This window comes from Nonomuraea sp. NPDC050328 (genome assembly GCF_044459405.1).
Taxonomy (GTDB): Bacteria; Actinomycetota; Actinomycetes; order Streptosporangiales; family Streptosporangiaceae; genus Nonomuraea.
On record NZ_JBITIW010000002.1, the window covers coordinates 184,998 to 204,555 of the forward strand.

At 71.0% G+C, this 19,558-nt stretch carries 18 protein-coding genes; 7 read left to right on the top strand and 11 right to left on the bottom strand.

Annotated features, from left to right (window positions below):
- Positions 1-3: 3 nt before the first annotated feature.
- Both ACIBG7_RS07020 and ACIBG7_RS07025 read left to right on the top strand, forming a co-directional pair.
- On the top strand, positions 4-660 hold the full coding sequence (locus ACIBG7_RS07020; protein ID WP_357932627.1) for a TenA family protein: 657 nt from the start codon (positions 4-6) through the stop codon (positions 658-660).
- The gene (locus tag ACIBG7_RS07025; RefSeq protein WP_397335475.1) at positions 651-2,150 is read left to right on the top strand and encodes a PucR family transcriptional regulator; all 1,500 of its coding nucleotides are present in this window, start codon (positions 651-653) and stop codon (positions 2,148-2,150) included. Before ACIBG7_RS07020 ends, ACIBG7_RS07025 begins: the two co-directional genes overlap by 10 nt.
- Here the strand turns inward: ACIBG7_RS07025 and ACIBG7_RS07030 are convergent.
- The 6 genes from ACIBG7_RS07030 to ACIBG7_RS07055 form a co-directional block, all read right to left on the bottom strand.
- Entirely contained in the window at positions 2,137-3,132 is a 996-nt protein-coding gene (locus ACIBG7_RS07030; RefSeq protein ID WP_397335476.1) for an adenosine deaminase, read from the bottom strand. The two genes, ACIBG7_RS07025 and ACIBG7_RS07030, sit on opposite strands and share 14 nt — an antisense overlap.
- Positions 3,129-4,850, bottom strand: coding sequence for an adenine deaminase C-terminal domain-containing protein (locus ACIBG7_RS07035; RefSeq protein WP_357932619.1), 1,722 nt, complete (start codon positions 4,848-4,850; stop codon positions 3,129-3,131). The genes ACIBG7_RS07030 and ACIBG7_RS07035 overlap by 4 nt, the downstream gene beginning before the upstream one ends.
- Positions 4,847-6,187 carry a purine-cytosine permease family protein gene (locus tag ACIBG7_RS07040; RefSeq protein WP_397335477.1) on the bottom strand — a complete coding sequence of 447 codons (1,341 nt, stop codon included), beginning with the start codon at positions 6,185-6,187 and terminating at the stop codon, positions 4,847-4,849. Before ACIBG7_RS07040 ends, ACIBG7_RS07035 begins: the two co-directional genes overlap by 4 nt.
- 76 nt (positions 6,188-6,263) lie before the next feature.
- Positions 6,264-7,139, bottom strand: coding sequence for a 1,4-dihydroxy-2-naphthoate polyprenyltransferase (locus ACIBG7_RS07045; RefSeq protein WP_357932614.1), 876 nt, complete (start codon positions 7,137-7,139; stop codon positions 6,264-6,266).
- A complete protein-coding gene (locus ACIBG7_RS07050; protein ID WP_357932611.1) occupies positions 7,139-7,747 on the bottom strand; it encodes a GNAT family N-acetyltransferase in 609 nt (202 codons plus the stop codon). Before ACIBG7_RS07050 ends, ACIBG7_RS07045 begins: the two co-directional genes overlap by 1 nt.
- A 150-nt stretch (positions 7,748-7,897) precedes the next feature.
- Positions 7,898-9,292 carry a PLP-dependent aminotransferase family protein gene (locus tag ACIBG7_RS07055; protein WP_357932608.1) on the bottom strand — a complete coding sequence of 465 codons (1,395 nt, stop codon included), beginning with the start codon at positions 9,290-9,292 and terminating at the stop codon, positions 7,898-7,900.
- A 124-nt stretch (positions 9,293-9,416) separates the two neighbouring features.
- Here ACIBG7_RS07055 and ACIBG7_RS07060 point away from each other — a divergent pair, with 124 nt between their 5' ends.
- Positions 9,417-10,319: a DMT family transporter gene (locus ACIBG7_RS07060; RefSeq protein ID WP_397335478.1), complete on the top strand. Its 903-nt coding sequence runs from the start codon at positions 9,417-9,419 to the stop codon at positions 10,317-10,319.
- A 143-nt stretch (positions 10,320-10,462) separates the two neighbouring features.
- Positions 10,463-11,062 (top strand): hypothetical protein, encoded by a 600-nt coding sequence (locus tag ACIBG7_RS07065; RefSeq protein WP_357932603.1) that lies wholly within the window; start codon positions 10,463-10,465, stop codon positions 11,060-11,062.
- A gap of 289 nt (positions 11,063-11,351) precedes the next feature.
- Here the strand turns inward: ACIBG7_RS07065 and ACIBG7_RS07070 are convergent, their stop codons facing one another.
- Genes ACIBG7_RS07070 through ACIBG7_RS07080 form a run of 3 tightly spaced genes read right to left on the bottom strand, consistent with a single transcriptional unit; the run spans position 11,352 to position 13,630 of the window.
- Positions 11,352-12,086: a class I SAM-dependent methyltransferase gene (locus tag ACIBG7_RS07070; protein ID WP_397335479.1), complete on the bottom strand. Its 735-nt coding sequence runs from the start codon at positions 12,084-12,086 to the stop codon at positions 11,352-11,354.
- A complete protein-coding gene (locus ACIBG7_RS07075; protein WP_397335480.1) occupies positions 12,083-13,099 on the bottom strand; it encodes a GntR family transcriptional regulator in 1,017 nt (338 codons plus the stop codon). The genes ACIBG7_RS07070 and ACIBG7_RS07075 overlap by 4 nt, the downstream gene beginning before the upstream one ends.
- Positions 13,100-13,150: 51 nt before the next feature.
- The gene (locus ACIBG7_RS07080) at positions 13,151-13,630 is read right to left on the bottom strand and encodes a GntR family transcriptional regulator (RefSeq protein WP_357932595.1); all 480 of its coding nucleotides are present in this window, start codon (positions 13,628-13,630) and stop codon (positions 13,151-13,153) included.
- Between the two features lie 636 nt (positions 13,631-14,266).
- On the opposite strand from ACIBG7_RS07080, the gene ACIBG7_RS07085 reads away from it, so the two are divergent.
- On the top strand, positions 14,267-14,407 hold the full coding sequence (locus ACIBG7_RS07085) for a hypothetical protein (protein WP_397335481.1): 141 nt from the start codon (positions 14,267-14,269) through the stop codon (positions 14,405-14,407).
- Between the two features lie 54 nt (positions 14,408-14,461).
- On the opposite strand, the gene ACIBG7_RS07090 is transcribed toward ACIBG7_RS07085, so the two are convergent.
- Both ACIBG7_RS07090 and ACIBG7_RS07095 read right to left on the bottom strand, forming a co-directional pair.
- On the bottom strand, positions 14,462-15,130 hold the full coding sequence (locus tag ACIBG7_RS07090) for a DNA repair protein RadC (protein ID WP_357932589.1): 669 nt from the start codon (positions 15,128-15,130) through the stop codon (positions 14,462-14,464).
- Between the two features lie 765 nt (positions 15,131-15,895).
- A complete protein-coding gene (locus ACIBG7_RS07095) occupies positions 15,896-16,627 on the bottom strand; it encodes a GntR family transcriptional regulator (protein WP_397335483.1) in 732 nt (243 codons plus the stop codon).
- Between the two features lie 273 nt (positions 16,628-16,900).
- On the opposite strand from ACIBG7_RS07095, the gene dapA reads away from it, so the two are divergent.
- Both dapA and ACIBG7_RS07105 read left to right on the top strand, forming a co-directional pair.
- Positions 16,901-17,821, top strand: a complete 921-nt coding sequence (gene dapA, locus ACIBG7_RS07100; RefSeq protein ID WP_357927524.1) for a 4-hydroxy-tetrahydrodipicolinate synthase — start codon at positions 16,901-16,903, stop codon at positions 17,819-17,821.
- 13 nt (positions 17,822-17,834) lie between these two features.
- Positions 17,835-19,520 (top strand): ribonuclease J, encoded by a 1,686-nt coding sequence (locus tag ACIBG7_RS07105; RefSeq protein WP_357927523.1) that lies wholly within the window; start codon positions 17,835-17,837, stop codon positions 19,518-19,520.
- The last annotated feature ends 38 nt before the right edge of the window (positions 19,521-19,558 follow it).

Sequence of the window (19,558 nt, forward strand, 5' to 3'; positions counted from 1 at the left end):
CACGTGATTCGTGCGGAGTTGTGGCGGGCGATCGACGGGGTCTACCAGGAGATCCTCGCGCACCCCTTCCTGACCGGGCTGACCGACGGCTCGCTGCCCCGGCAGGCCTTCCGCCACTACGTGGTGCAGGAGGCGCACTTCCTGCCCGACTACGCCCGCGCGCTGGCCGCCACCGCCGCGCGCTCGCCCGACCCGGCCGGGGTGCACCGCTTCGCCGGTGACGCGGCCCGCACGGTCGAGATGGAGCACAGCCTGGTCGTCGAGCTGCTGGCCGCCTTCGGGCTCGACGAGGCCGGCGCCCGCGAGCACGGCGCCGGGCCCACGACCGTCGGCTACACCTCGCACCTGGTGCGCACCTGCTCGCTCGGCACCTTCCCCGAGGCGCTCGGCGCGATCGTGCCGTGCTACTGGATCTACGCGCGGGTGGGGGAGTCGCTGCTGGCCAAGTCCTCGCCCGACCCGCTGTACGCCTGGTGGATCGAGACCTACGGCGGCGAGGAGTACCAGGACACCGTGGCCGGGGTGCTCGGCCTGCTCGACTCGCTCACCCTCAGCCCCGCCGAGCGCGAACGGCTCCTGGAGCGCGCCCTGACCACGGCCCGCTTCGAGTGGATGTACTGGGACGCCGCCTGGCGCCAGGAGAGCTGGCCATGCGGCTGAGAGACCTCGTCCAGGCCGACCACCTCGCGCTCAAGGTGCTGACCGGGCACGACCTGCTCGACCGGCCGGTGCGCGGCGTGTCGACCACCGACCTGATCGAGCCCGGCCGCTTCGTCAAACCCGGCGAGCTGGTGCTGACCGAGCTGACCTGGCACACCGGGCCCGACTCGGCGCGCGCCTTCGTGGCCGGGCTCGGCGACGTCGCCGCCCTGGTCTCCGGCACCGCGCTCAAAGGCGTGCCCCTCGACCTGGTCGAGGCCTGCGCCGAAGCCGGGCTGCCGCTGCTCACCCTCCCCGTCGACGTGCCCTTCAGCCAGGTCACCGAGCACGTCCTGCGCGCCCTGATCGCCGAGCTCGGCGCCCCGCCCGCCCGCCGGTACGGCTCCCGCCGCCGCCTGGCCAGCACGCTGGTCGACGGCGGCAGCCTCACCAAGCTGGTCACCGCCGTCGCCGACGAGCTCGACCTGGGCTGCTGGGTGCTCTCGCCGACCGGCCGCGTCATCGTCGGCTCCCGCCCGCTGGCCCCCGAGGCCGGGGTACGGCTGGCCGGCACCTTCCTGACCTCGCGCTTCCTGCCCAGCATGGCCGAGGGCTGGTCGGTCTTCCCGATCGGCAAGGGCGCCCCGCACCGCATCGCCACCTGGTTCCTGGCCTACGAGGGCTCACCGGGCGAGCACGAGGACCTCCTGGTGGAGCTCGCCGCCCTGGTGGCGCTGGAGCGCTCGCGGCTGGAGGCCGCCCACCGCATCGAGCGGCGCATCCTCGACCAGCTCCTGGACATGCTGGAGTCGGGCGACGCCTCCCTGCCCAGCGTCGTCTCCCGGCTGCACACCCTGCACGTGGAGACCGGCGACGGGCTGCTGGCCGTCGCGCTCACCGCCGGGCCGCCCGAGGTGGGCGTCGCCGTACTGGACGAGCTGCTGCGCCCGCTCGCGCCCGGCGTGGTCACCGCCTCCGGCGGGCAGGCGATCGCGCTGGTGCCGCTGGCCGGCAACAGCGCCGAAGACCTGGCCGAGCACCTGCTGCGCGGCGCGCGGGTGCTGGAGGCGGGGCTCGGCGAGGACCGCCTCACGCTCGGCCTCAGCAGCGTCGCCAAGGGCCCGGCCGCGCTCAGCGGCATGATCGAGGAGGCCCGCCAGGCCCGCTCCCTGGCCGAACTCGGCGGCGACCGGGTCAGCCTGGTCTCCGGCGACGAGGTCGCCTCCCACCGCGCGCTGGTCGCGGCCATCCCGCCCGACCTGCGCCGCTCCTTCCGCGCCCGGCTGCTCGGGCCCCTGGAGGACTACGACGCCGCCCAGCACACCGACCTCGTGGAGACCCTGGAGGCCTACCTGGAGGAGTCGGGGAACTGGGCGGCGATGGCCGAACGGCTGCACGTGCACGTCAACACGCTGCGCTACCGGATCAAGCGCGTCGAGGAGCTCACCGGGCGGTCGCTGAGCTCCTGGGACGAACGCGTCGACTTCGTGCTGGCGCTCAGGATGCGCTGAGCGCGTACGCCTCCACCTCGGCGAGGTAGGCGTCCTTCACGTGGCGGGGCAGCCAGGTGATCTCGAAGGCGTTCCGGACGACCTGCACCAGCTCCTCGCGGGTGAAGTCCATGGCCGCGAGGTTCTCGGCCACGTAACCCGGGAAGTAGGCCGGGTCGTCGGAGTTGATCGTCACCCGCACACCCCGGGCGAGCAACTGCTTGATCTCCACGGCCTTGGTCGAGCGGGTCACGATGCCGTTGGAGATCGGGCAGCAGGTCAGCCCGATGCCCTTAGCGACGATCTCCTCGACCAGCTTCGGGTTCTCCAGGATGTTCACGCCGTGGTCGATCCGGTTGACCTGGATGTCCTGGATGACCTGGCGGATGTGCTCGACCGAGTTCTCCTGGTCCACGTCGCAGTGCATGGTCAGCAGGTAGCCCTCCTGCCGCGCCCGCTCGTAGACCGCGGCGAACTTCGCCGGCGGGTTGCCCTTCTCGTCGGAGTCGAGGCCGACGCCGACGATCCACTCCTTGTACGGCAGGCTCTCCAGCAGCGTCGCCATCGCGTACTCGGCCTGGAAGTCCCGCAGGAAGCACATGATGAGCTGCGCCCGGATCCCGAGCTGCTGCTCGGCGTCGAGGATCGCCCGCCGCAACCCGCGGATCACCACGTCGAACGGCACCCCGCGCGAGGTGTGCGCCTGCGGGTCGAAGAAGATCTCCGCGTACCGCACGTTCTGCGAGGCCGCCTTGCGCAGGTAGGCCAGGGCCAGGTCGTAGAAGTCCGGCTCGGTGCGCAGCACGCCCATGCCCTCGTAGTAGACCTTGAGGAAGCTCGGCAGGTCGTCGAAGTCGTACGCCTTGCGCAGCTCGTCGATCGTCTCGTACGGCAGGGCGATCCCGTTGCGCCGGGCCAGCTCGAACTTGAGCTCCGGCTCCAGGGTGCCCTCGATGTGCAGATGCAGCTCGGCCTTCGGCAGGCCGGCGATGAAGTCGTTCACTGGATGACCTCCACAACGTCCAGGTTCACACAGTCCACCAGACCGAGGTCGGTGACGGCGTAGTCGGGAATGGCGGTGATGGACAGGAAGAACAGGTACATCAGCGGCGCGGGCAGCGGGCAGCCGAGCTCGCGGGCCAGGTCGTCGAGGCGGGTCTCGGCGGCGGCCATGTCGGCGGCCGGCAGGTCGGCGACGATGCCGCCGATGGGCAGCGGCAGAGCGGCGCGGACCTCGCCGTCGACGACGATGACCTGGCCGCCGCCCAGGCGGATGACCTCGTTGACGGCGACGGCCATGTCGGCGCGGGAGGCGCCGACGCAGATGATGTTGTTGTCGTCCGGGGCGGCGCTGGTGGCGATGGCGCCCTGGCGCAGGCCCATGCCGCTGACCACGGCGACCGGCTTGTTGGTCGTCTTGCCGTACCGCTCGACGACGGTGACCAGGAGGGCGTCCTGCTCGACGCTGGGCTCGACGACGCCGTCCACGACCGGCAGGCGCACGTCCCGGCGCTTGCGGACGAAGACCTGCTCGGTGAAGCCGATGGCCAGCACGTCGACCTCGGCGGCGTCGCTGCGCAGCGCGAAGTCGTCGGCGGCGACCGGCGCGACCGGGAAGGGCACGACCTCGCCGCGCGCGGGCGGGGCGGTGGGGGTGAGCATCCGGCCGTCGCGGGCGACGAGCTCGCCGCCGGCGACGACCTCGCGGACGCGGAAGTCCTCCAGGGAGTCGACGATCAGCACGTCGGCCAGGCGGCCGGGGGCGATGCTGCCGACCAGGTGGTCGATCCGGTACATCTCCGCGCAGTTGACCGTGGCCATCTGGATCGCGGTCACCGGGTCCACGCCGGCCTTGATCGCCATCCGGACCATCTTGTCCAGGTGGCCGCCGGCCAGCACGTCGGCGGCGTGCACGTCGTCGGTGCAGAAGGCGATGCGGCGCGCGCCCACCTTCAGCGCGGCCTTGATGTTCTCCTCCAGGAAGAAGGCGACCGACGACTCGCGGATGATGCCGAAGATGCCCTGGCGGAGCTTCTCCAGCATTTCCTCGTGGTCGTAGGACTCGTGGTCGAGGCGGATGCCCGCCGCGGCCAGGCCGCCGATGCGGCGCGCGTCGCTCAGCGGGGCGCAGCCGAAGACCGGCAGGCGGTTCCGCCGCGCCAGCTCCAGCGCCTGGTGCACGGCGGGGTCGTCGTGCTCGACCATCTCCTGGACGGTCTCCCAGATGCCCACGCACTCGGGCCAGGTGTGCGCCTCGCGGTGCTCGTCGGGGCCGAAGGTGTGGCCGACGTTCGACTGCGGCACGGTGTAGGGGGCCTTGGCGGGGGCGCCCCACCAGATGCGCATGCCGGTGTTCTTCGACTCGTCGAGGAAGCGGCGGACGCCGGGCAGGCCCTCGACGACGAGGATCTGGTCGAGGCCGGAGACGACGCTGGTGGTGCCCATCGGCACGACCAGGTCGGCGAAGCTGGTGACGCTGAGCTTGCTGCACTCGATGTGCAGGTGGCCGTCGATCAGGCCGGGGACCAGGTAGCCGCCCCTGGCGTCGATGACCTTGGTCTCGGGGCCGTGCTCGCGGGGCTCGCCGACGTAGGCGATCCGGTCGCCGGCGATGCCGATCTCGGCGGCGTAGAGCTCGCCGGTCAGGACGTTGACCAGGGTGCCGTTCGTGATGACGGTGTCGGCGGGACGCCTGCCGTACGCGGTGTCGAGAAGGGTCATACGGCCACCTCCAGGGCCGGGACGGGACGGCGGTCGAGGGCGGCGTAGACGCCCGCGGCGACCAGGAAGCCCGCGAAGATGCTGAAGTCGGTGCCGCCGGTGGCCTGGGAGACCCAGCCCACGAAGGCGGTGGAGTTGATCCAGAGCGCGGCCGCGGCCATGCCCACGACCTGCGCGATCAGCGCGGGCCAGCGGTACGGCTCGCGGTCGGAGAACATGCCCTCGACGTCGTAGCGGCCCTTGCGGCGCAGCCAGTCGGTCACGTACACGCCCGCCCACGGCGCCAGCCAGATGATCAGCAGGCCGAGGAAGGTGTTGAGCATGGTGTTGAACGAGTCCGACATCACCGCCACATACGTGATGATGACGCAGATCACCAGGTCTGCCACCACCGCCACCCAGCGCTTGACGTTGATCCCGGCGGCCTGCAGGTTGAGGCCGGAGGAGTACAGGTCGGTGGTGTTGACCGCGAAGAGCGTGACGATGATCAGCAGCAGGTACGGCACGACGAACCAGCCCGGCAACGCGCCGGTCAGCCCGGCGATCGGGTCGCCCGCCTCGGCCACCACGGTCGCCGCGGCGGCGCCGAGCGTCATGAGCAGCACGTAGGGCAGGAAGCCGCCGAGGAAGGCGAAGCCGAAGACCGCCTTCTTGGAGGAGTTCGCCGGCAGGTAGCGCGAGTAGTCGCCGCCGAGCGGACCCCAGCTCAGGCCGCCCGCGGACATGACCATCGCGACGGCCATGGTGAAGGTGGCGAAGTCGGCGCCCTCACCGCCGCCGCCCAGCGAGACCTTGGGCGTGATCAGCACGGCCATGAGGCCGAAGAGCAGGACGAAGACCCAGGTGAAGTACTTCTGCGCCTTCATGACCGCGGAGTGGCCGATCAGCGGCAGGACGAGCTGGATCAGGGCGGCGACGAGGATCACCACGACCTTGACCCCGGTGGAGGACTCCACCCCCGCCCGCTCCAGCAGGTTCAGCGCGGCGAAGGTGATGAGCACCATGCCGCCGGCCTCGAAGCCGACCATGTTGAGCCAGCCGAAGAAGCTGAGCCCGCGGGCGCCCTTCGGGCCGTAGGCGGCCCGGGAGACCGCCATGGTGGCGGTGCCGGTGGCCGGGCCCTGCAGGCTGGTCAGCCCGACCAGCGGGAAGGCCAGCAGGTTGCCGATGACGATGGCCGCGAGGGCCTGGGGAAAGGTGAGCCCGAAGGCGATGATGACCGTGCCGTAGACCAGGGTGAAGATGCCCATGGTCGTGCCGGTCCAGAGGAAGAACAGGTCTCGCGGCCTGCCGTACCTCTCTCCGGCCGGTACCGGCTCGATTCCGCGCTGTTCCATGCGCACAGTGAACCAGGCGTCACGCACCGGACCTGTTATCCGGACATACGAGCCTGACTCGGGCGTTTGTATCCGGCTACAAGGTGATCGCCAGCCCGGCGGTGAACAACGCGCCGAACAGGAGCTGGATCTTGCCGGTCTGCTGGAGCACGGCGATGAGCGCCGGGCCCTTGGCGCCGTGCAGCACGGTGTGCATGGCCGGGATGGCCAGCGGCAGCGCGGCGACGGTCAGCAGCGACAGCGGGCGGACGAAGCCGAGGCCGAGCGCCACCAGGAAGGCGCCCGCCATGCAGCCGGTGTAGAGGATGCGGGTGCGCCAGTCGCCCAGCAGCACGGCGAGCGTGCGCTTGCCGCTGGCGGTGTCGGTCGGGATGTCGCGCAGGTTGTTGACCACGAGCATCGCGCACGACAGCAGGCCGACCGGGATCGAGGCCAGCAACGCCAGCCACGACAATCGCTCGGTCTGCACGAAGGCCGTGCCCAGCACCGGGACGACGCCGAAGAAGAGGAAGACCGCCACCTCGCCGAAGCCGCGGTAGCCGTACGGGCGCTTGCCTCCGGTGTAGAACCACGCGGCGGCGATGCAGGCGGCGCCGACCAGCAGCACCCACCACGCCTGAGTGGCCACGACCAGGGAGAGCCCGGCGAGCGCGGCGGCCAGGAAGCAGCCGAGGGCGGCGGCGAGCACCTGGCGCGGCGCGGCGACCTTGGAGCCGACCAGGCGCATGGGCCCGACCCGCTCGTCGTCGGTGCCGCGCACGCCGTCGCTGTAGTCGTTGGCGTAGTTGACGCCGACCTGCAGCAGCAGCGCGACCAGGAGCGCGACGATCGCGCGCCACCAGACCGCGCCGCCCTCGGAGAAGGCGACGCCGGTGCCGACGACGACGGGGACGACGGCGCTGGGGAGAGTACGTGGGCGCGCGCCGGCGACCCACTGGCTGAGCGTGGCCATCAACTGATGTCGGTCGTGAGCCTGACCATGCGGACCGGGCGGCCCATGTCGAGCACGCGCTCGGCCATGTCCTCGCCCCAGCCGGCCGACTCCAGGAAGCCCAGCACCGCGTAGTTCTCGGCGAACACCCAGGTCACGATCTGCTGGTAGCCGTCCTCGCGAAGGTAGTCGACCGTCGCGTTGAGCAGCCGGCTGCCGTGGCCGCGCCGGATGAAGTCGGGGTCGACCAGGAGCGTCAGCATCTCGGCCACGTACGTCGGGTCGAGGTCGGGATCTTCGGCCGGCGAATGCGACGCCAGGCCCACCACCTTCTCGCCGCCGCGCGGGGTGGCGGGCGCCTGCGCGCCGCCCAGTCCGAGCGCCGGGAAACCCTCGGTGTCCAGGATGGTCTCGACCGCGACCAGCACCCGGTGCCGGGAACTGGGGGGCGAGGCGATCGCGTCGTCCCACTGCCGCAGCCACATCTTCTCCGCGGCCGGACCGGTCATCTGCTCCAAGGGACCCTCGGGCAAAAACTCCCGGTAGCCGTATCGCCAGGCGCGAATCTGGGTGTTCGCCACCTGGAGCACATCTTCGCGCCGGGCCGCCCGAACGCCTACGTCTGCCATCTCGGCCCGCTCCTTCGCCTGCTGTCGTGCGTGCGACCGGAGGATCTCGCGCGCACGTGTTACACCGTATCGGTCCTTGGGCCCTCCCGTTGACGCGAACCGGCCTTGCTCGCCCGGTAGGCGGGGGTTTCGGCCCACTTGCACCGTTGATCAGAGCGAGGCCAGGGCGCCGGCGAGCCGGCGGACGCCCTCGGTGAGTTCGGCCGCGTGCGTGGCCTGGTTGTGGCTCAGCCGCAACCGCGGGCCCGGCGGCTCGGCCGGGTAGTAGATGCGACCGGGGCTCACCAGCACGCCCTCCCGCTGCGCCGCCTCGACCAGGGCCTGCTCGTCGGTCTCCGGCGGCAGCCGTACCCACAGGTGGTGGCCGCCGATCGGCAGCAGGTGCAGCTCGGCGGCGGGCAGCCCGGCGGCGACGGCCGCGGCCAGGGCGTCGCGCCGCCCGATCAGGTCGGCGTGCAGGGCAGTGAGGTGGCGCCGCCAGGCGGGCGAGGTCACGAACTCCAGCGCGGTCTCCTGCAGCACCCGCGCCACGAAGAACGACTCCACGAGCTGCGCCGCCCGCAGCCGCGCCGCCGCCGGGCCCCGCGCCACGACGGCCGCGATCCGGAGGCTCGGCGACAACACCTTGGTCAGCGAGTTGATCGAGACGACCGTGCCGTGCCGGTCCATGGCGACCATCGAGGTCGGCGGGGCCGGGGTGAGATAGCGGGCGAAGTCGTCCTCGATGATGAACGCGCCGTTGGCGCGCGCGATGTCCAGTACCTGCCGCCGCCGCTCCGCCGGCAGCGTCGCGCCCGTCGGGTTGTGCAGGGTGGGCTGGCAGTAGAACACCCGCGCGCCGCTCACCGCGAACGCCTCGGCCAGCAGTTCCGGCCGTACGCCCTGGGTGTCGGTCGGCACCGCCGTGGCGCGCAGCCCGGCCGCCTTGGCCGCGGCCAGCGCGCCGGGGTAGGTGGGCGTCTCCACCAGGATCGGCGTGCCGGGCGCGGCGAGCGCCTTGAAGGCGTGGGTCAGCGCCGCCTGCCCGCCGCTCACGATCAGCGCGTCCGCCGCCGTGACGTCGCCGCCCGCCTGCGTGGCGAACCACCGGCGCAGCTCCGCCAGCCCGGCCAGCGGCGGCATCTCCCACGAACCCGCCCTGCGTACGGCACGCGCCGCCGCCTGGGAGAGCTGGCGATCGGGGCGGATCTGGGCGTTGAGGTAGCCGCCGGTAAGCGGGATGACGCCGTCGGCCGGGGGAGTGAGCAGGGCGGCTACGCCCGAGTCGTCCACCACGCGGTCGCCCAGGGCGACCGTCTGCCACGACAGGTCGGCGCTCTCGCCCGCCGGCTCGGGGCGGTGCGTCACGAAGGCGCCGCTGCCCGGCTTGGTGATCACTCGGCCTTCGGCGGTGAGCTGGCCCAGGGCGCGGGAGACGGTCACGGGGCTGACGTTGTGGCGGCGCATGATCTCGCGGCTGGAGGGGAGGCGGTCGCCCGGCTTGAGGCGATCGGCCTCCTTGCGCAGTATCGCGGCTAGCTGGGCGATACTGCTATCGTCGTTCATGAGGGATGAGAATAGCGCTATCGGTCGTGACGGAGTAGCGGTTCCCGGCCGGAAGGGCCTTTTCGGGTCGCCGGCCTCCGTGCCGGTCGCTCGGGCTTCTGGTCGGGGCGGAGCCTCGGTTCCGGTGGCCATCCGGAGTGACGAGCTGCCGCCGCTGCGCCTGGACGCCCGCCGGGGCACTTTGCTGGCCTTCCTCGGCGTGGTCTCCTTCTCCGGCTCCTTCCCCGGCACCGTCTTCGCCCTGCAGGGCTTCGACCCGTGGCTGGTCGCCATCGGCCGGGCCCTGCTCGCCGGCGTCGTCGCCCTCGCCTGCCTGAAGGTCGCCAGACTGCCGATCCTCCCGCCCCGCCGGCTGTGGGGCTCCTACGCCCTCATCTCCGGCGGCGTCATCTTCGGCTTCCCCGTCTTCAGCAGCCTCGCCCTGCACCTCGGCGCGAGCACCTCGCACGCCGCCGTCGTGGTCGGCCTGCTCCCGGCCGCCACCGCCTGCTGCGCCGTACTGCGAGCCGGCGAGCGACCCCGGCCCCTGTTCTGGATCGCCAGCGCCGCCGGCGCCCTGTCCATCACCGTCTTCACCTTCAGCCAGGGCGGCGGCGCGCTCACCTGGCCCGACCTGCTCCTGCTCGCCGCCCTGCTGTCCGCGGCACTCGGCTACACCGAGGGCGCACGCCTGACCCGGGACGAGGCCGGCTGGCGCGTCATCTCCTACGCGCTCGTCATCTCCCTCCCCATCACCGCCCCCGTCACCGCCGTCCTGGCCGCGGTGACCGAGATCAACCTCTCCTGGGCAGCGGTCGGCGGCTTCGCCTACGTCGGACTCATCTCCATGTTCCTGGGCTTCGTGCCCTGGTACGCCGGACTCGCCATGGGCGGCATCGCCCGCGCCGGACAGACCCAGCTCACCCAGCCGCTCCTCACCCTCGTCTGGGCGTGGCTGCTCCTGGACGAGCGCTTCGGCTGGGCCACCGTCCTGGGCGCGCTCGCCGTCCTGACCTGCGTCGCCGTGACCCAGCGCAGCCGAAGTTGACGGGTGATCTGCGTACTCCTGTGGTGATATGCAACCCTTGGGGGTCGCCTTCCCCCTGGGCCCGGTGATACGGCTGTGCAACCGGACTGCAAGTCAGGTGTGGATGGATAAGGCGATATTCCGCACGAATATGGAGTCCCTCAATGACTTTTCGTCCCGCGCGCCTGGCCGCCCTGACCGGCGTCGCCGCCCTCGCGCTCGCCGGCCTCACCCCGCTGTCCGCGTCGGCCGCACCCGTGGTCAAGACCGCCCCGGCCTCGGCCGTGCAGGCGGCCCCGGTGCTCACCGCGAAGACCACCGGGCTCGCCGCCGGCCCCCTCACCACCGCCTCGAAGCTCGACACCGCCCGAGCCAAGGTGAGCTACCCCAAGGGCAGCCGGGCCTACGCGCCCATCACCTACACCTGGACCGTGTGGCGTTCCTACGTCTTCGAGGGCGAAGCGCTGGTCCTGTACACCGACATCCACCGGTCGAACGTCTCCAAGATCCGCTTCACCCGTAAGGCGCCCAACGCCACCTGCGGCGTGCGCCGCGAGTCGACGGACTACAACGTCTACTGCATCGTGACGCGGCCGGAGAAGTGGAAGCGGTTCTCCATGCAGTTCAAGGTGTGGCCCAAGCGCGTCTCCAGCGTCATCGCCGACCACTACTGGGGCGGCGCCGAGTTCGGCGGCAGCGCTGCGGACTACATCTCCCAGGTGGGCGACCGCCTCGGCCGCACCAAGACCCGCCTGTACTACTGACCCGCTCGCCTGCCGGCTTCGACGGGGCGCTCCCTTCCACGGGAGCGCCCCGTTCCCTTCCCCGGACCGCGCTGGCCCGTCCCACCTCCGCGGTATGGCAGGCCACCCACTTCCTCCACTCCTGTACGGCAGGCCGCCAGCCCCCTGCACTGCTGTACGGCAGGCCGCCCAGCCCTTTCCACCGCCGCACGGCAGGCCGCTCGCCTCCCCCGCTTTGCCACAGGTCCCTGTGCGGCGGGTGCCCCCTCGTCGGCGAGTGCCACCCCGGGGCCTGCCAAGGACGAACCGTTCAGGCCGGACGCCGAGCCACCAGAGCGAACCGATGCGCGTGCACCTCAAGCGGCATCCGCACCCCCCGCAACCGCTCCCGATACCCCTCGACCGAGAACCCCGGAACCTGCCACTCAGTGATCCGCAGAAACAACACCAACGCCCCCACATCCAGGAACCGCCCCGGAACCCGAGCCTCCTCCGACCACTCGACCTCCAGCCCGGCCCCCGACACCTCTGTCACAGCTTCGGCCAAGTCCCACCCCCGGTAGGCGTGCTCCGGCCCACCCAGCGCCGCGTTGACCTCCTCGACATCCCGCCCACCGACCTGCTGCGTGACGAACACCCCACCAGGCTTGAGCACCCGCCCCACCTCACCCGGATCGAACGACTCATGCCGATTGATCACCAGGTCGAACACCGAGTCGGGAAACTTCAGCACATCGTCCTCCCCGACCTCGACCACCTCCACCCCCAGCGGCGCCAGCCGAGCCCGAGCCACCGGCACGTTCGGCGCATACCCCTCGGTCGCCACCGTCCACTCCGGCAAGGCCCCCAGCGAGGCCAGGAACTCCCCACCCCCCGTCCCCATGTCCAGCATCGCCCCCGCCGACGCCATCCGCTCCCGGACGATCGCCGCATAACTCCACGGCTCGTCCCCCTCCTGGTACCGCCCCTCGAACACCCCGAAGTCCCACCCCTCGAACGGCGTGCTCAGCCCCTCGGCCACCAACCGGTCGAACTCTTCACTCACGACAACGTCTCCCACTGCGCCCGGCGGCGCTTCCTGGCCTTCAGAGCCGCCGCCAACCGAGCGCGTACCGGGTCTGGCGGCTCAGCCGGCGTCTCTTGATCCGATCCTGGCCGCTCGTGAACTCCGCCGTCCACGCAAATACCAGCCACCCTCGGCACCCCAGCCGCACCGCTCCTCGCGCCCTGCGGTGCACTCCGTCCTTCAGCAGAGTGCACCCGTGCGTCGGCAGAGTGCATCCGCCCGTCGGCAGACTGCATCCCTCCCTCGGCCGTGTGGATCCGCCCGTCGGCCGTGTGGATCCGCCCGTCGGCCGTGTGGATCCGTCCGTCGGCCATGTGGCTCCGTGCCGCGGTAGAGCCGTGCTGGGCGCCACCAGCCTGGTCCCCGCCTTCGCCCGCACCCTGCCCTTCCTCCGCAGGAACGTTCCAGACCTCCCGCTCTCGCCCCGCCCCGGCGAGGCCGTGGCTGGCCGCCGCCGAATCGCGCAGTGCCTCGACCCGACGGCCGGTCCACGCGTCGCAAGCAGTGTCCAGCTCCACATCAGGGGGCCAGAAGGCACTCGGGGCGACGTAGCTGCCGCGCGCGGCCACCGTGTAGATCCACCCGCTCCCGCGAAGCACAGCCATCGCTCGCCGTACCGTCTCGCGGGCCGTGCCGTACTGACGGGTCAGCGCGCTTTCGCTGGGGATAGGACGGCGCGGCGGGAGCGCACCGGCCCTGATCTGGTCGGCGATGTCGGCGGCGATGCGCTGGTAGAGAAGGACCCGGCGGTGCTGCAGCGGGGCCTGACCGGGATGCCCGGCGAACGCCCCCTTGCCCCGGACGGTGTGGACCAGCCCTTCGGCGCGCAGGACGTGGATCGCCTTGCGGGCGGTCGCGCGCGCCACGCCGAACTCGCGCCGGATCTCCGCCTCGCTGGCGACAGGGCAGCCGGGCGCCAGCTCGCGGACCCGCTCACGCAGCTCCGCGACGATCTGCAGGTACAGGTGAACGTCACCCTCGCGATCGACCATGACCCAAGGGTATACGGGCAATGGGACAAGGCAAGAGGTTCAACTAGACCCTTACCCCTTCGGCCACTTCCCGGGATCGGCGACGTAGGTGCCGCGGTAGGGAACCGTGTAGGCCCAGCCGAGCTCCCGCAGGTAGGCCACCGCCTGCCGTACGGTCACCTTGGCCACGCCGAACTCCTGCATCATCGCCTTCTCGCCGGGGATGCGGCGGTGCGGCGGGAAGTCGCCTCGCTCGATGCGTCCCGCGATCTCCTCGGCGATGCGGCGGTAGGTCGGGGTCTTTCGCCTGGTCCGGGGGACGCCGGGCTGGCCCACGAAGGTGCCTTCGCCCTGGATGGTGTAGGCCGAGCCCTGTTCCCGTAGTTCTTGAGCGGCCCGTCGCGCGGTGGTGCGTGCGATCTGGAACTCGGCCTCGAGTTGGGCCTCGCTGGGCACCGGGTCCCCTGGCTGGAGCTCGCCTCGCTCGATGCGGCCGAGGATCACCTCAGCGACCTGCTTGTAGATAGGTACGGGTCCGTCTCGGTCAAGCATGCTCGAATTGTAGACCGAAAAGGACATGTGGCTACAAAGCAGACACTCACTTGATCGTATGGATACGAGTGCTAGACCTATGGATACGCCTGACCTATAGTTGAAGTGTGGATAGCGCGGGCAAGGAAGAGGCCGCAGGTCTCGACATCGAGTGGGATGACCCCCCTCCTCGCGCGGAGCGTATCCGGGTCCGTGCGTTCACAAATGGCCCTGGAGACGTCTGGTACGAGCTCTGTGCCGCAGGCGGACTCATGTTCATCCGCCGGTTCATCCGGCGCGGTGACCGCACGATCGTGCACGAGTCGACGTGGACTCAGACACGGGAGGCGCAGGAGCTCTGGCAGCTCATTTTGGACGGGGCCCAAGATCGAGGCGCGGATCACCCTCCGTCCGCGCCTCCCCCTTCGGGAGGAGGAGCCTAGCCTTCCGAACCGTCCGGTCACGCCATGGCCGGACACCTCACGCCCTTCAGGGACCTCTAGCCGCATGGCACTCTGAAGGGCGGCCCACCCGCAGAGCCCTTGCCCCCTTGCATTCACGGGCTCTGCACCGCCCGGCAGGCCTCATCCGACCCGCCTGCCGGGCGCCGGCCCCTACCTGGAGCGCGATGCTCGGTGGGGGCACTGCGCGAGCCCCGTGACCCGGCTCGCCCAAGCGCTCGCTCCCGGCAAGGTCGGCCATTGGGCCGCTTGTCGTGCGGTGCTGGTCCTGCTGGCGGTGCGATCGGTGCTGGTGATGGTGGTGTTGATCCCGCTGGCCGCCGCCGGTTGGAGTTGACGTCTCGCTTGTGGTGCTGGAGGAGGTCGAGCTCCACCTCGGGTACGGCGTGGGTCACTGCTCCTTTTCCCAGGCCACGCGGCGCCAGCCGGTGTCGGTGACGATCAAGTGGTCGAGGAAGTGCAGGCCGACGGTTTCGGCTGCGGTGACCAGGCGGAGGGTGGCGGTGAGGTCGGCGGGGCTGGGGGTGAGGGAGCCGCCGGGGTGGTTGTGGGCGATGCCGAAGGAGGAGCCGCCCGAGCGCAGGACGGTGGTGACGAGTTCGCGGACCGGGACGAGGGTGTGGTCGGAGGCGCCCTCGGTGAGGGTGGTACGGCGCAGCACGGCGCCACGGGGGTCGCAGACGACGAGGGCCAGGCGCTCACGGGTGTGGCCGCGGAGCAAGGGGGCGGCGACGGCGGCGAGGTCGGAGGTGGACCGGATGCGGGTGCGTTCGGGCTCGGCGGCGGCTCGCCGTACCAGGGTGAAGGCGGCGGCGACCCGGGCGGCCTTGGCGGGGCCGATGCCAGGGACGGCGAGGAGGTGGTGGGGGTCGGTGCGGGAGAGCGAGGTGAGGTCGCCGCAGTGGGCGATGACCTGGGCGGCGAGGTCTACCGCGCTGGTGCCGCGGAATCCGGAGCCGATGAGGACGGCGAGGAGTTCGCGGTCGGCGAGGGCGGTGGGGCCGTGGGAGAGGAGTCGTTCGCGAGGGCGCTCGCCGGTGGGCAGGTCTTTGACTCGCATGCGCTTGTTGGTATCAGGCGTGACTGACAAGTCGGGGCGAGAACTTCGGCTGACAACTTCGATCTACAGCTCTGGCTGACGACTCCGGGGTGGGCCCTCGTTCCTGCCGGTCATCTGCGATGCGGGGGATGGTGAGGGGCGCGCCCGTAGGGGCTCCCGCGTCTATAGGCGGGCACCTCTGGGGCGACGGTCCGGCTGGGCCCCGGAGGGTCGGGTCCGGGACCACTTCCGGGCCGCTTTCGGGCACCCATGGGGGTCCAGCGGGTCTCGGAGGGTGGGCTCCCCAGGGGTGGGAGGGAGGGGGTCCGGGGGGCGGTAGGGGGTGCGTCCCCCCCCCGGGCAGGGCCGCCCCCGAGGGGGTGCGGACCGGGGGGCGGGGGGGGGGGGGGGGGGGCCCCCCCGGGGGGGGGGGGGGGGGGGGCCCGGGGGGCGGACGGGTGAGCTTCCGCCCGCCGGACTGGACGGCCCGAGAGGGTGAGCTCTCGGGCCGCCGGGTTGGGCGGCCGGAGAGGGTGAGCTCTCCGGCCGCCGTACTGACCGGTTCGGGAGGGTGAGCTCCCGGACCGGTGACCCGGGCGGCTGCGGGAGGGTGAGCTCCCCGGCCGGCCGGCGGCCCCTGCCTGGACACCGCGGCATGGTGTCCGGGCAGGGTTCTTGCACCGGCAGGTCCGGGGAAGGGGGGACCGGGCCTGCCGGAGTCATAAGGAGTCGAAGGGGATCAAGGGCGTTGAAGGGGGTCTAAGGGGATCGAGAGGATGGAGGGGGTCAGACGGGGAGGCTGTAGACGACCTGGAAGCGGTCGCCCGGGATGACGATGTCGCTGGTCTCGACAGGCCGTTCGCCCGCCCAGTGGGTCCGTTCGACGTGCAGGACGTGCACGCCGGCGGGCAGGTCGAGGGCGTCGCTCTCCCCGGGCCGCGGAACCCGGGTGTGCACCCGCTCGACGATCTCGGTGATCTTGATGCCGAGCGAATGCATCCGCGCGATGACCCCACGCCGATCGTCGTCCCCCGAGGAAGCAGGGGCGGACGAGGCGAGTTCGGCGGGTTCGTAGGAGGTGCTGAGCTGGAGGGTCTTGCCGTCGTCCCGGTAGACCGACCGGACGCGGGCGACCTGGGCGCTCTCCTCGATACGGAGCCGCTGGGCGAGGGCGGGCCCGGCTTCGGTGTGGTCGAGGTGCCGGTCGAGGGTGACGCGGCGCCCCTGGCTCTGCAGGTCGGCGACGAAGGGGGAGGGGTGTTCGAGGTGCCGCCAGCGGTGCAGCGGGGTGAGATCGGGGCGTTCGCGTACGTAGTGCCCCGAGCCGACACGCCCGAAGATGAGGCCTTCGGTGGCGAGGACGCGCAGGGCGTGCCGGGCCGCTGTCTCGCCGACTTGGTATTTACGGGTCAGCTGCGCCCGCGAGGGGATGGGCGCGCCCGGGAGGAGTGTGCCGTCAGTGATCTGCCGTCGAATGTCTTCGACGACGCGCAGGTAGACCGGATCCGAGGTGGCCACGAGACCGTCCTTGTAGTGAGACCCTGTTAGGGCATTGGGCCCCATGTTGCCGTATTCGGCAGGTAACCTACCGTCATCGACGGAAGATGGAGTGCCAACTTTGGACCGGAGGAAAATTCTCCGCGAAACTCTGTAACGACCGCGTAAGGCCCGGCGATTGTTCGGTAGAGGTCGTCGATGTGTGTACCCCCGAGCACATATCGACGGCCTCTTTCCATGGGCAACGGGGTGCCGGGGTCCAAGCGTTTTGCGAATCCGGGTACCGTTCGCACTATGGCATCGCCCACCTCAACCTCGGACGCCCCTTTCGGCCGCACGCTGACCGCGATGGTGACCCCGTTCACCGCCGACGGCGCGGTCGACTACGCCCGCGCGCAGAGCCTGGCCGCGTACCTGGTGGACACGCAGCGCAACGACGGCCTGGTCGTGAGCGGCACCACCGGTGAGTCGCCGACCACCAGCGACGCCGAGAAGGAGCGTCTGCTGAAAGCGGTGCTGGAGGCCGTGGGCGACCGGGCGACGGTCGTCGCGGGGGCGGGGACGAACGACACGCACCACAGCGTGGAGCTGGCGAGGACCGCCGAGCGGGCGGGCGCGCACGGCCTGCTGGTCGTCACGCCGTACTACAACAAGCCGCCGCAGGAAGGGCTCTACCAGCACTTCAAGACCGTCGCCGACGCCACCGGCCTGCCGGTGATGCTCTACGACATCCCCGGCCGCAGCGGCGTGCCGATCCACCCGACGACGCTCATCCGGCTGGCGCAGCACGAGCGCATCGTCGCGGTGAAGGACGCCAAGGGCGACCTGTTCGCCGCCGCCCAGGTGCGGATGGCGACCGACCTGGCCTTCTACTCCGGCGACGACGCGCTCAACCTGGCCTGGCTGGCGCACGGGGCCGCGGGCTTCGTCAGCGTGATCGGTCACGTGGCCGGCGCGGAGCTGGCCAGGATGCTGGCCAATTACCGCAAGGGTGAGGTCGCCGAGGCCGGGAACATCTACCAGCAGCTTGTCCCCGTGATCGACGGGATCATGAACCGCGCGGGCGGCGCGATCATGGTGAAGGCCGCGCTCGCCCTCACCGGCCAGCCCGTGGGGCCGCTGCGGCTCCCGCTGGTCTACGCCAACGAAGAGCAGATCGCCGAGCTCAGGACGTGCCTGGTGGCCGGCGGAGTAAAAGTGAACGATCAGTCATAACGAAAGGACCTGCATGAGTCACCCGCATCCTGAGCTGGGCGCACCGCCGCCGCTGCCGCAGGGTGGTCTGAGAATCGTCGCGTTGGGCGGCCTGGGGGAGATCGGCCGGAACATGGCCGTCTTCGAGTACGACGGCAAGTTGCTGATCGTCGACTGCGGGGTGTTGTTCCCCGATCCCGAGCAGCCCGGCGTGGACCTGATCCTGCCCGACTTCGATTACATCAGGAACCGCCTCGACGACATCGAGGCCGTCATCCTGACGCACGGCCACGAGGACCACATCGGCGCCGTGCCGTACCTCCTGCGTGAGCGGCGCGACATCCCGCTCGTCGGGTCGAAGCTGACGCTCGCCTTCATCGAGGCGAAGCTCACCGAGCACCGCATCCAGCCGGTGAAGAAGCAGGTCGTCGAGGGGGAGCGGGTCCGGTTCGGCCCGTTCGACGTGGAGTTCCTGGCGGTCAACCACTCTATTCCCGACGCGCTCGCGGTCGCGATCCGCACGCCGGCCGGGCTGGTGCTGCACACCGGCGACTTCAAGATGGACCAGTTGCCGAGCGACGGCCGGCTGACCGACCTGGGCGGTTTCGCCCGGCTCGGCAGCGAGGGCGTCGACCTGCTGATGTCCGACTCCACCAACGCCGAGGTGGGCGGGTTCGTCACCAGCGAGCGGGAGATCGGCCCGGTCATCGACGAGGTCGTCCGCACCTCCAGCAAGCGCGTCATCGTCGCCAGCTTCGCCTCGCACGTGCACCGCGTGCAGCAGGTCATCGACGCCGCGGCCAAGTACGGGCGCAAGGTCGCCCTGGTCGGCCGTTCGATGGTGCGCAACATGGGCGTCGCCCGCGACCTGGGCTACCTGCACATCCCGGCGGGCCTGATCGTGGACGGCCGCGAGATCGAGGAGTGGCCGCCGGAGGACGTCGTCCTCATCTGCACCGGTTCGCAGGGCGAGCCGATGGCGGCGCTGTCTCGGATGGCCAACCGCGACCACCCGATCCGCATCGCCGAGGGCGACACCGTCCTGCTGGCCTCCAGCCTGGTGCCGGGCAACGAGAGCGCGGTCAACAAGGTCATCAACGGCCTGACCCGCTGGGGCGCCCGCGTCGTGCACAAGGGCAACGCCAAGGTGCACGTCTCCGGCCACGCCGCCGCGGGCGAGCTGCTCTACGTGCTCAACCTGACCAAGCCCTCGAACTTCATGCCGGTGCACGGCGAGTGGCGGCACCTGCGGGCGCACGCCAAGCTCGCCGAGCTGACCGGCGTGCCGGACGAGAACATCGTGATCGCCGAGGACGGCGTCGTGGTGGACCTGGTCGACGGCCAGGCCAAGATCGTCGGCGCGGTCCAGGCCGGGTACGTCTACGTGGACGGCACCAGCGTCGGCGAGATCACCGACGTGTCGCTGAAGGACCGGCGCATCCTGGGCGACGAGGGCTTCATCTCCGTCGTCGTGGTCGTCGACTCCAACACCGGCAAGGTCACCGCCGGGCCGGAGATCCACGCGCGCGGGTCGGGCATAGACCCTTCGCAGTTCGAGGGGATCATCCCGCAGATCGAGAAGGCGCTGCAGGAGAACGCCGCCGACGGCGTCGTCGACATGCAGCAGATCCGCCGGGTGGTCCGCCGCACGGTCGGCCGCTGGGTGAGCGACACCTACCGCCGCCGCCCGATGATCATCCCTGTGGTGGTCGAGGTCTGACCTTCTTTCCAGGGGTACGGCAGGCGTGCCGTACCCCT

Excerpts from the sequence above, each read along its gene's own strand:
- ACIBG7_RS07025 (WP_397335475.1), top strand. The coding sequence starts at position 651 with ATGCGGCTGAGAGACCTCGTCCAGGCCGACCACCTCGCGCTCAAGGTG.
- ACIBG7_RS07035 (WP_357932619.1), bottom strand. The coding sequence starts at position 4,850 with ATGACCCTTCTCGACACCGCGTACGGCAGGCGTCCCGCCGACACCGTC.
- ACIBG7_RS07040 (WP_397335477.1), bottom strand. The coding sequence starts at position 6,187 with ATGGAACAGCGCGGAATCGAGCCGGTACCGGCCGGAGAGAGGTACGGC.
- ACIBG7_RS07045 (WP_357932614.1), bottom strand. The coding sequence starts at position 7,139 with ATGGCCACGCTCAGCCAGTGGGTCGCCGGCGCGCGCCCACGTACTCTC.
- ACIBG7_RS07050 (WP_357932611.1), bottom strand. The coding sequence starts at position 7,747 with ATGGCAGACGTAGGCGTTCGGGCGGCCCGGCGCGAAGATGTGCTCCAG.
- ACIBG7_RS07055 (WP_357932608.1), bottom strand. The coding sequence starts at position 9,292 with ATGAACGACGATAGCAGTATCGCCCAGCTAGCCGCGATACTGCGCAAG.
- ACIBG7_RS07065 (WP_357932603.1), top strand. The coding sequence starts at position 10,463 with ATGACTTTTCGTCCCGCGCGCCTGGCCGCCCTGACCGGCGTCGCCGCC.
- ACIBG7_RS07075 (WP_397335480.1), bottom strand. The coding sequence starts at position 13,099 with ATGGTCGATCGCGAGGGTGACGTTCACCTGTACCTGCAGATCGTCGCG.
- ACIBG7_RS07080 (WP_357932595.1), bottom strand. The coding sequence starts at position 13,630 with ATGCTTGACCGAGACGGACCCGTACCTATCTACAAGCAGGTCGCTGAG.
- ACIBG7_RS07090 (WP_357932589.1), bottom strand. The coding sequence starts at position 15,130 with ATGCGAGTCAAAGACCTGCCCACCGGCGAGCGCCCTCGCGAACGACTC.
- dapA (WP_357927524.1), top strand. The coding sequence starts at position 16,901 with ATGGCATCGCCCACCTCAACCTCGGACGCCCCTTTCGGCCGCACGCTG.
- ACIBG7_RS07105 (WP_357927523.1), top strand. The coding sequence starts at position 17,835 with ATGAGTCACCCGCATCCTGAGCTGGGCGCACCGCCGCCGCTGCCGCAG.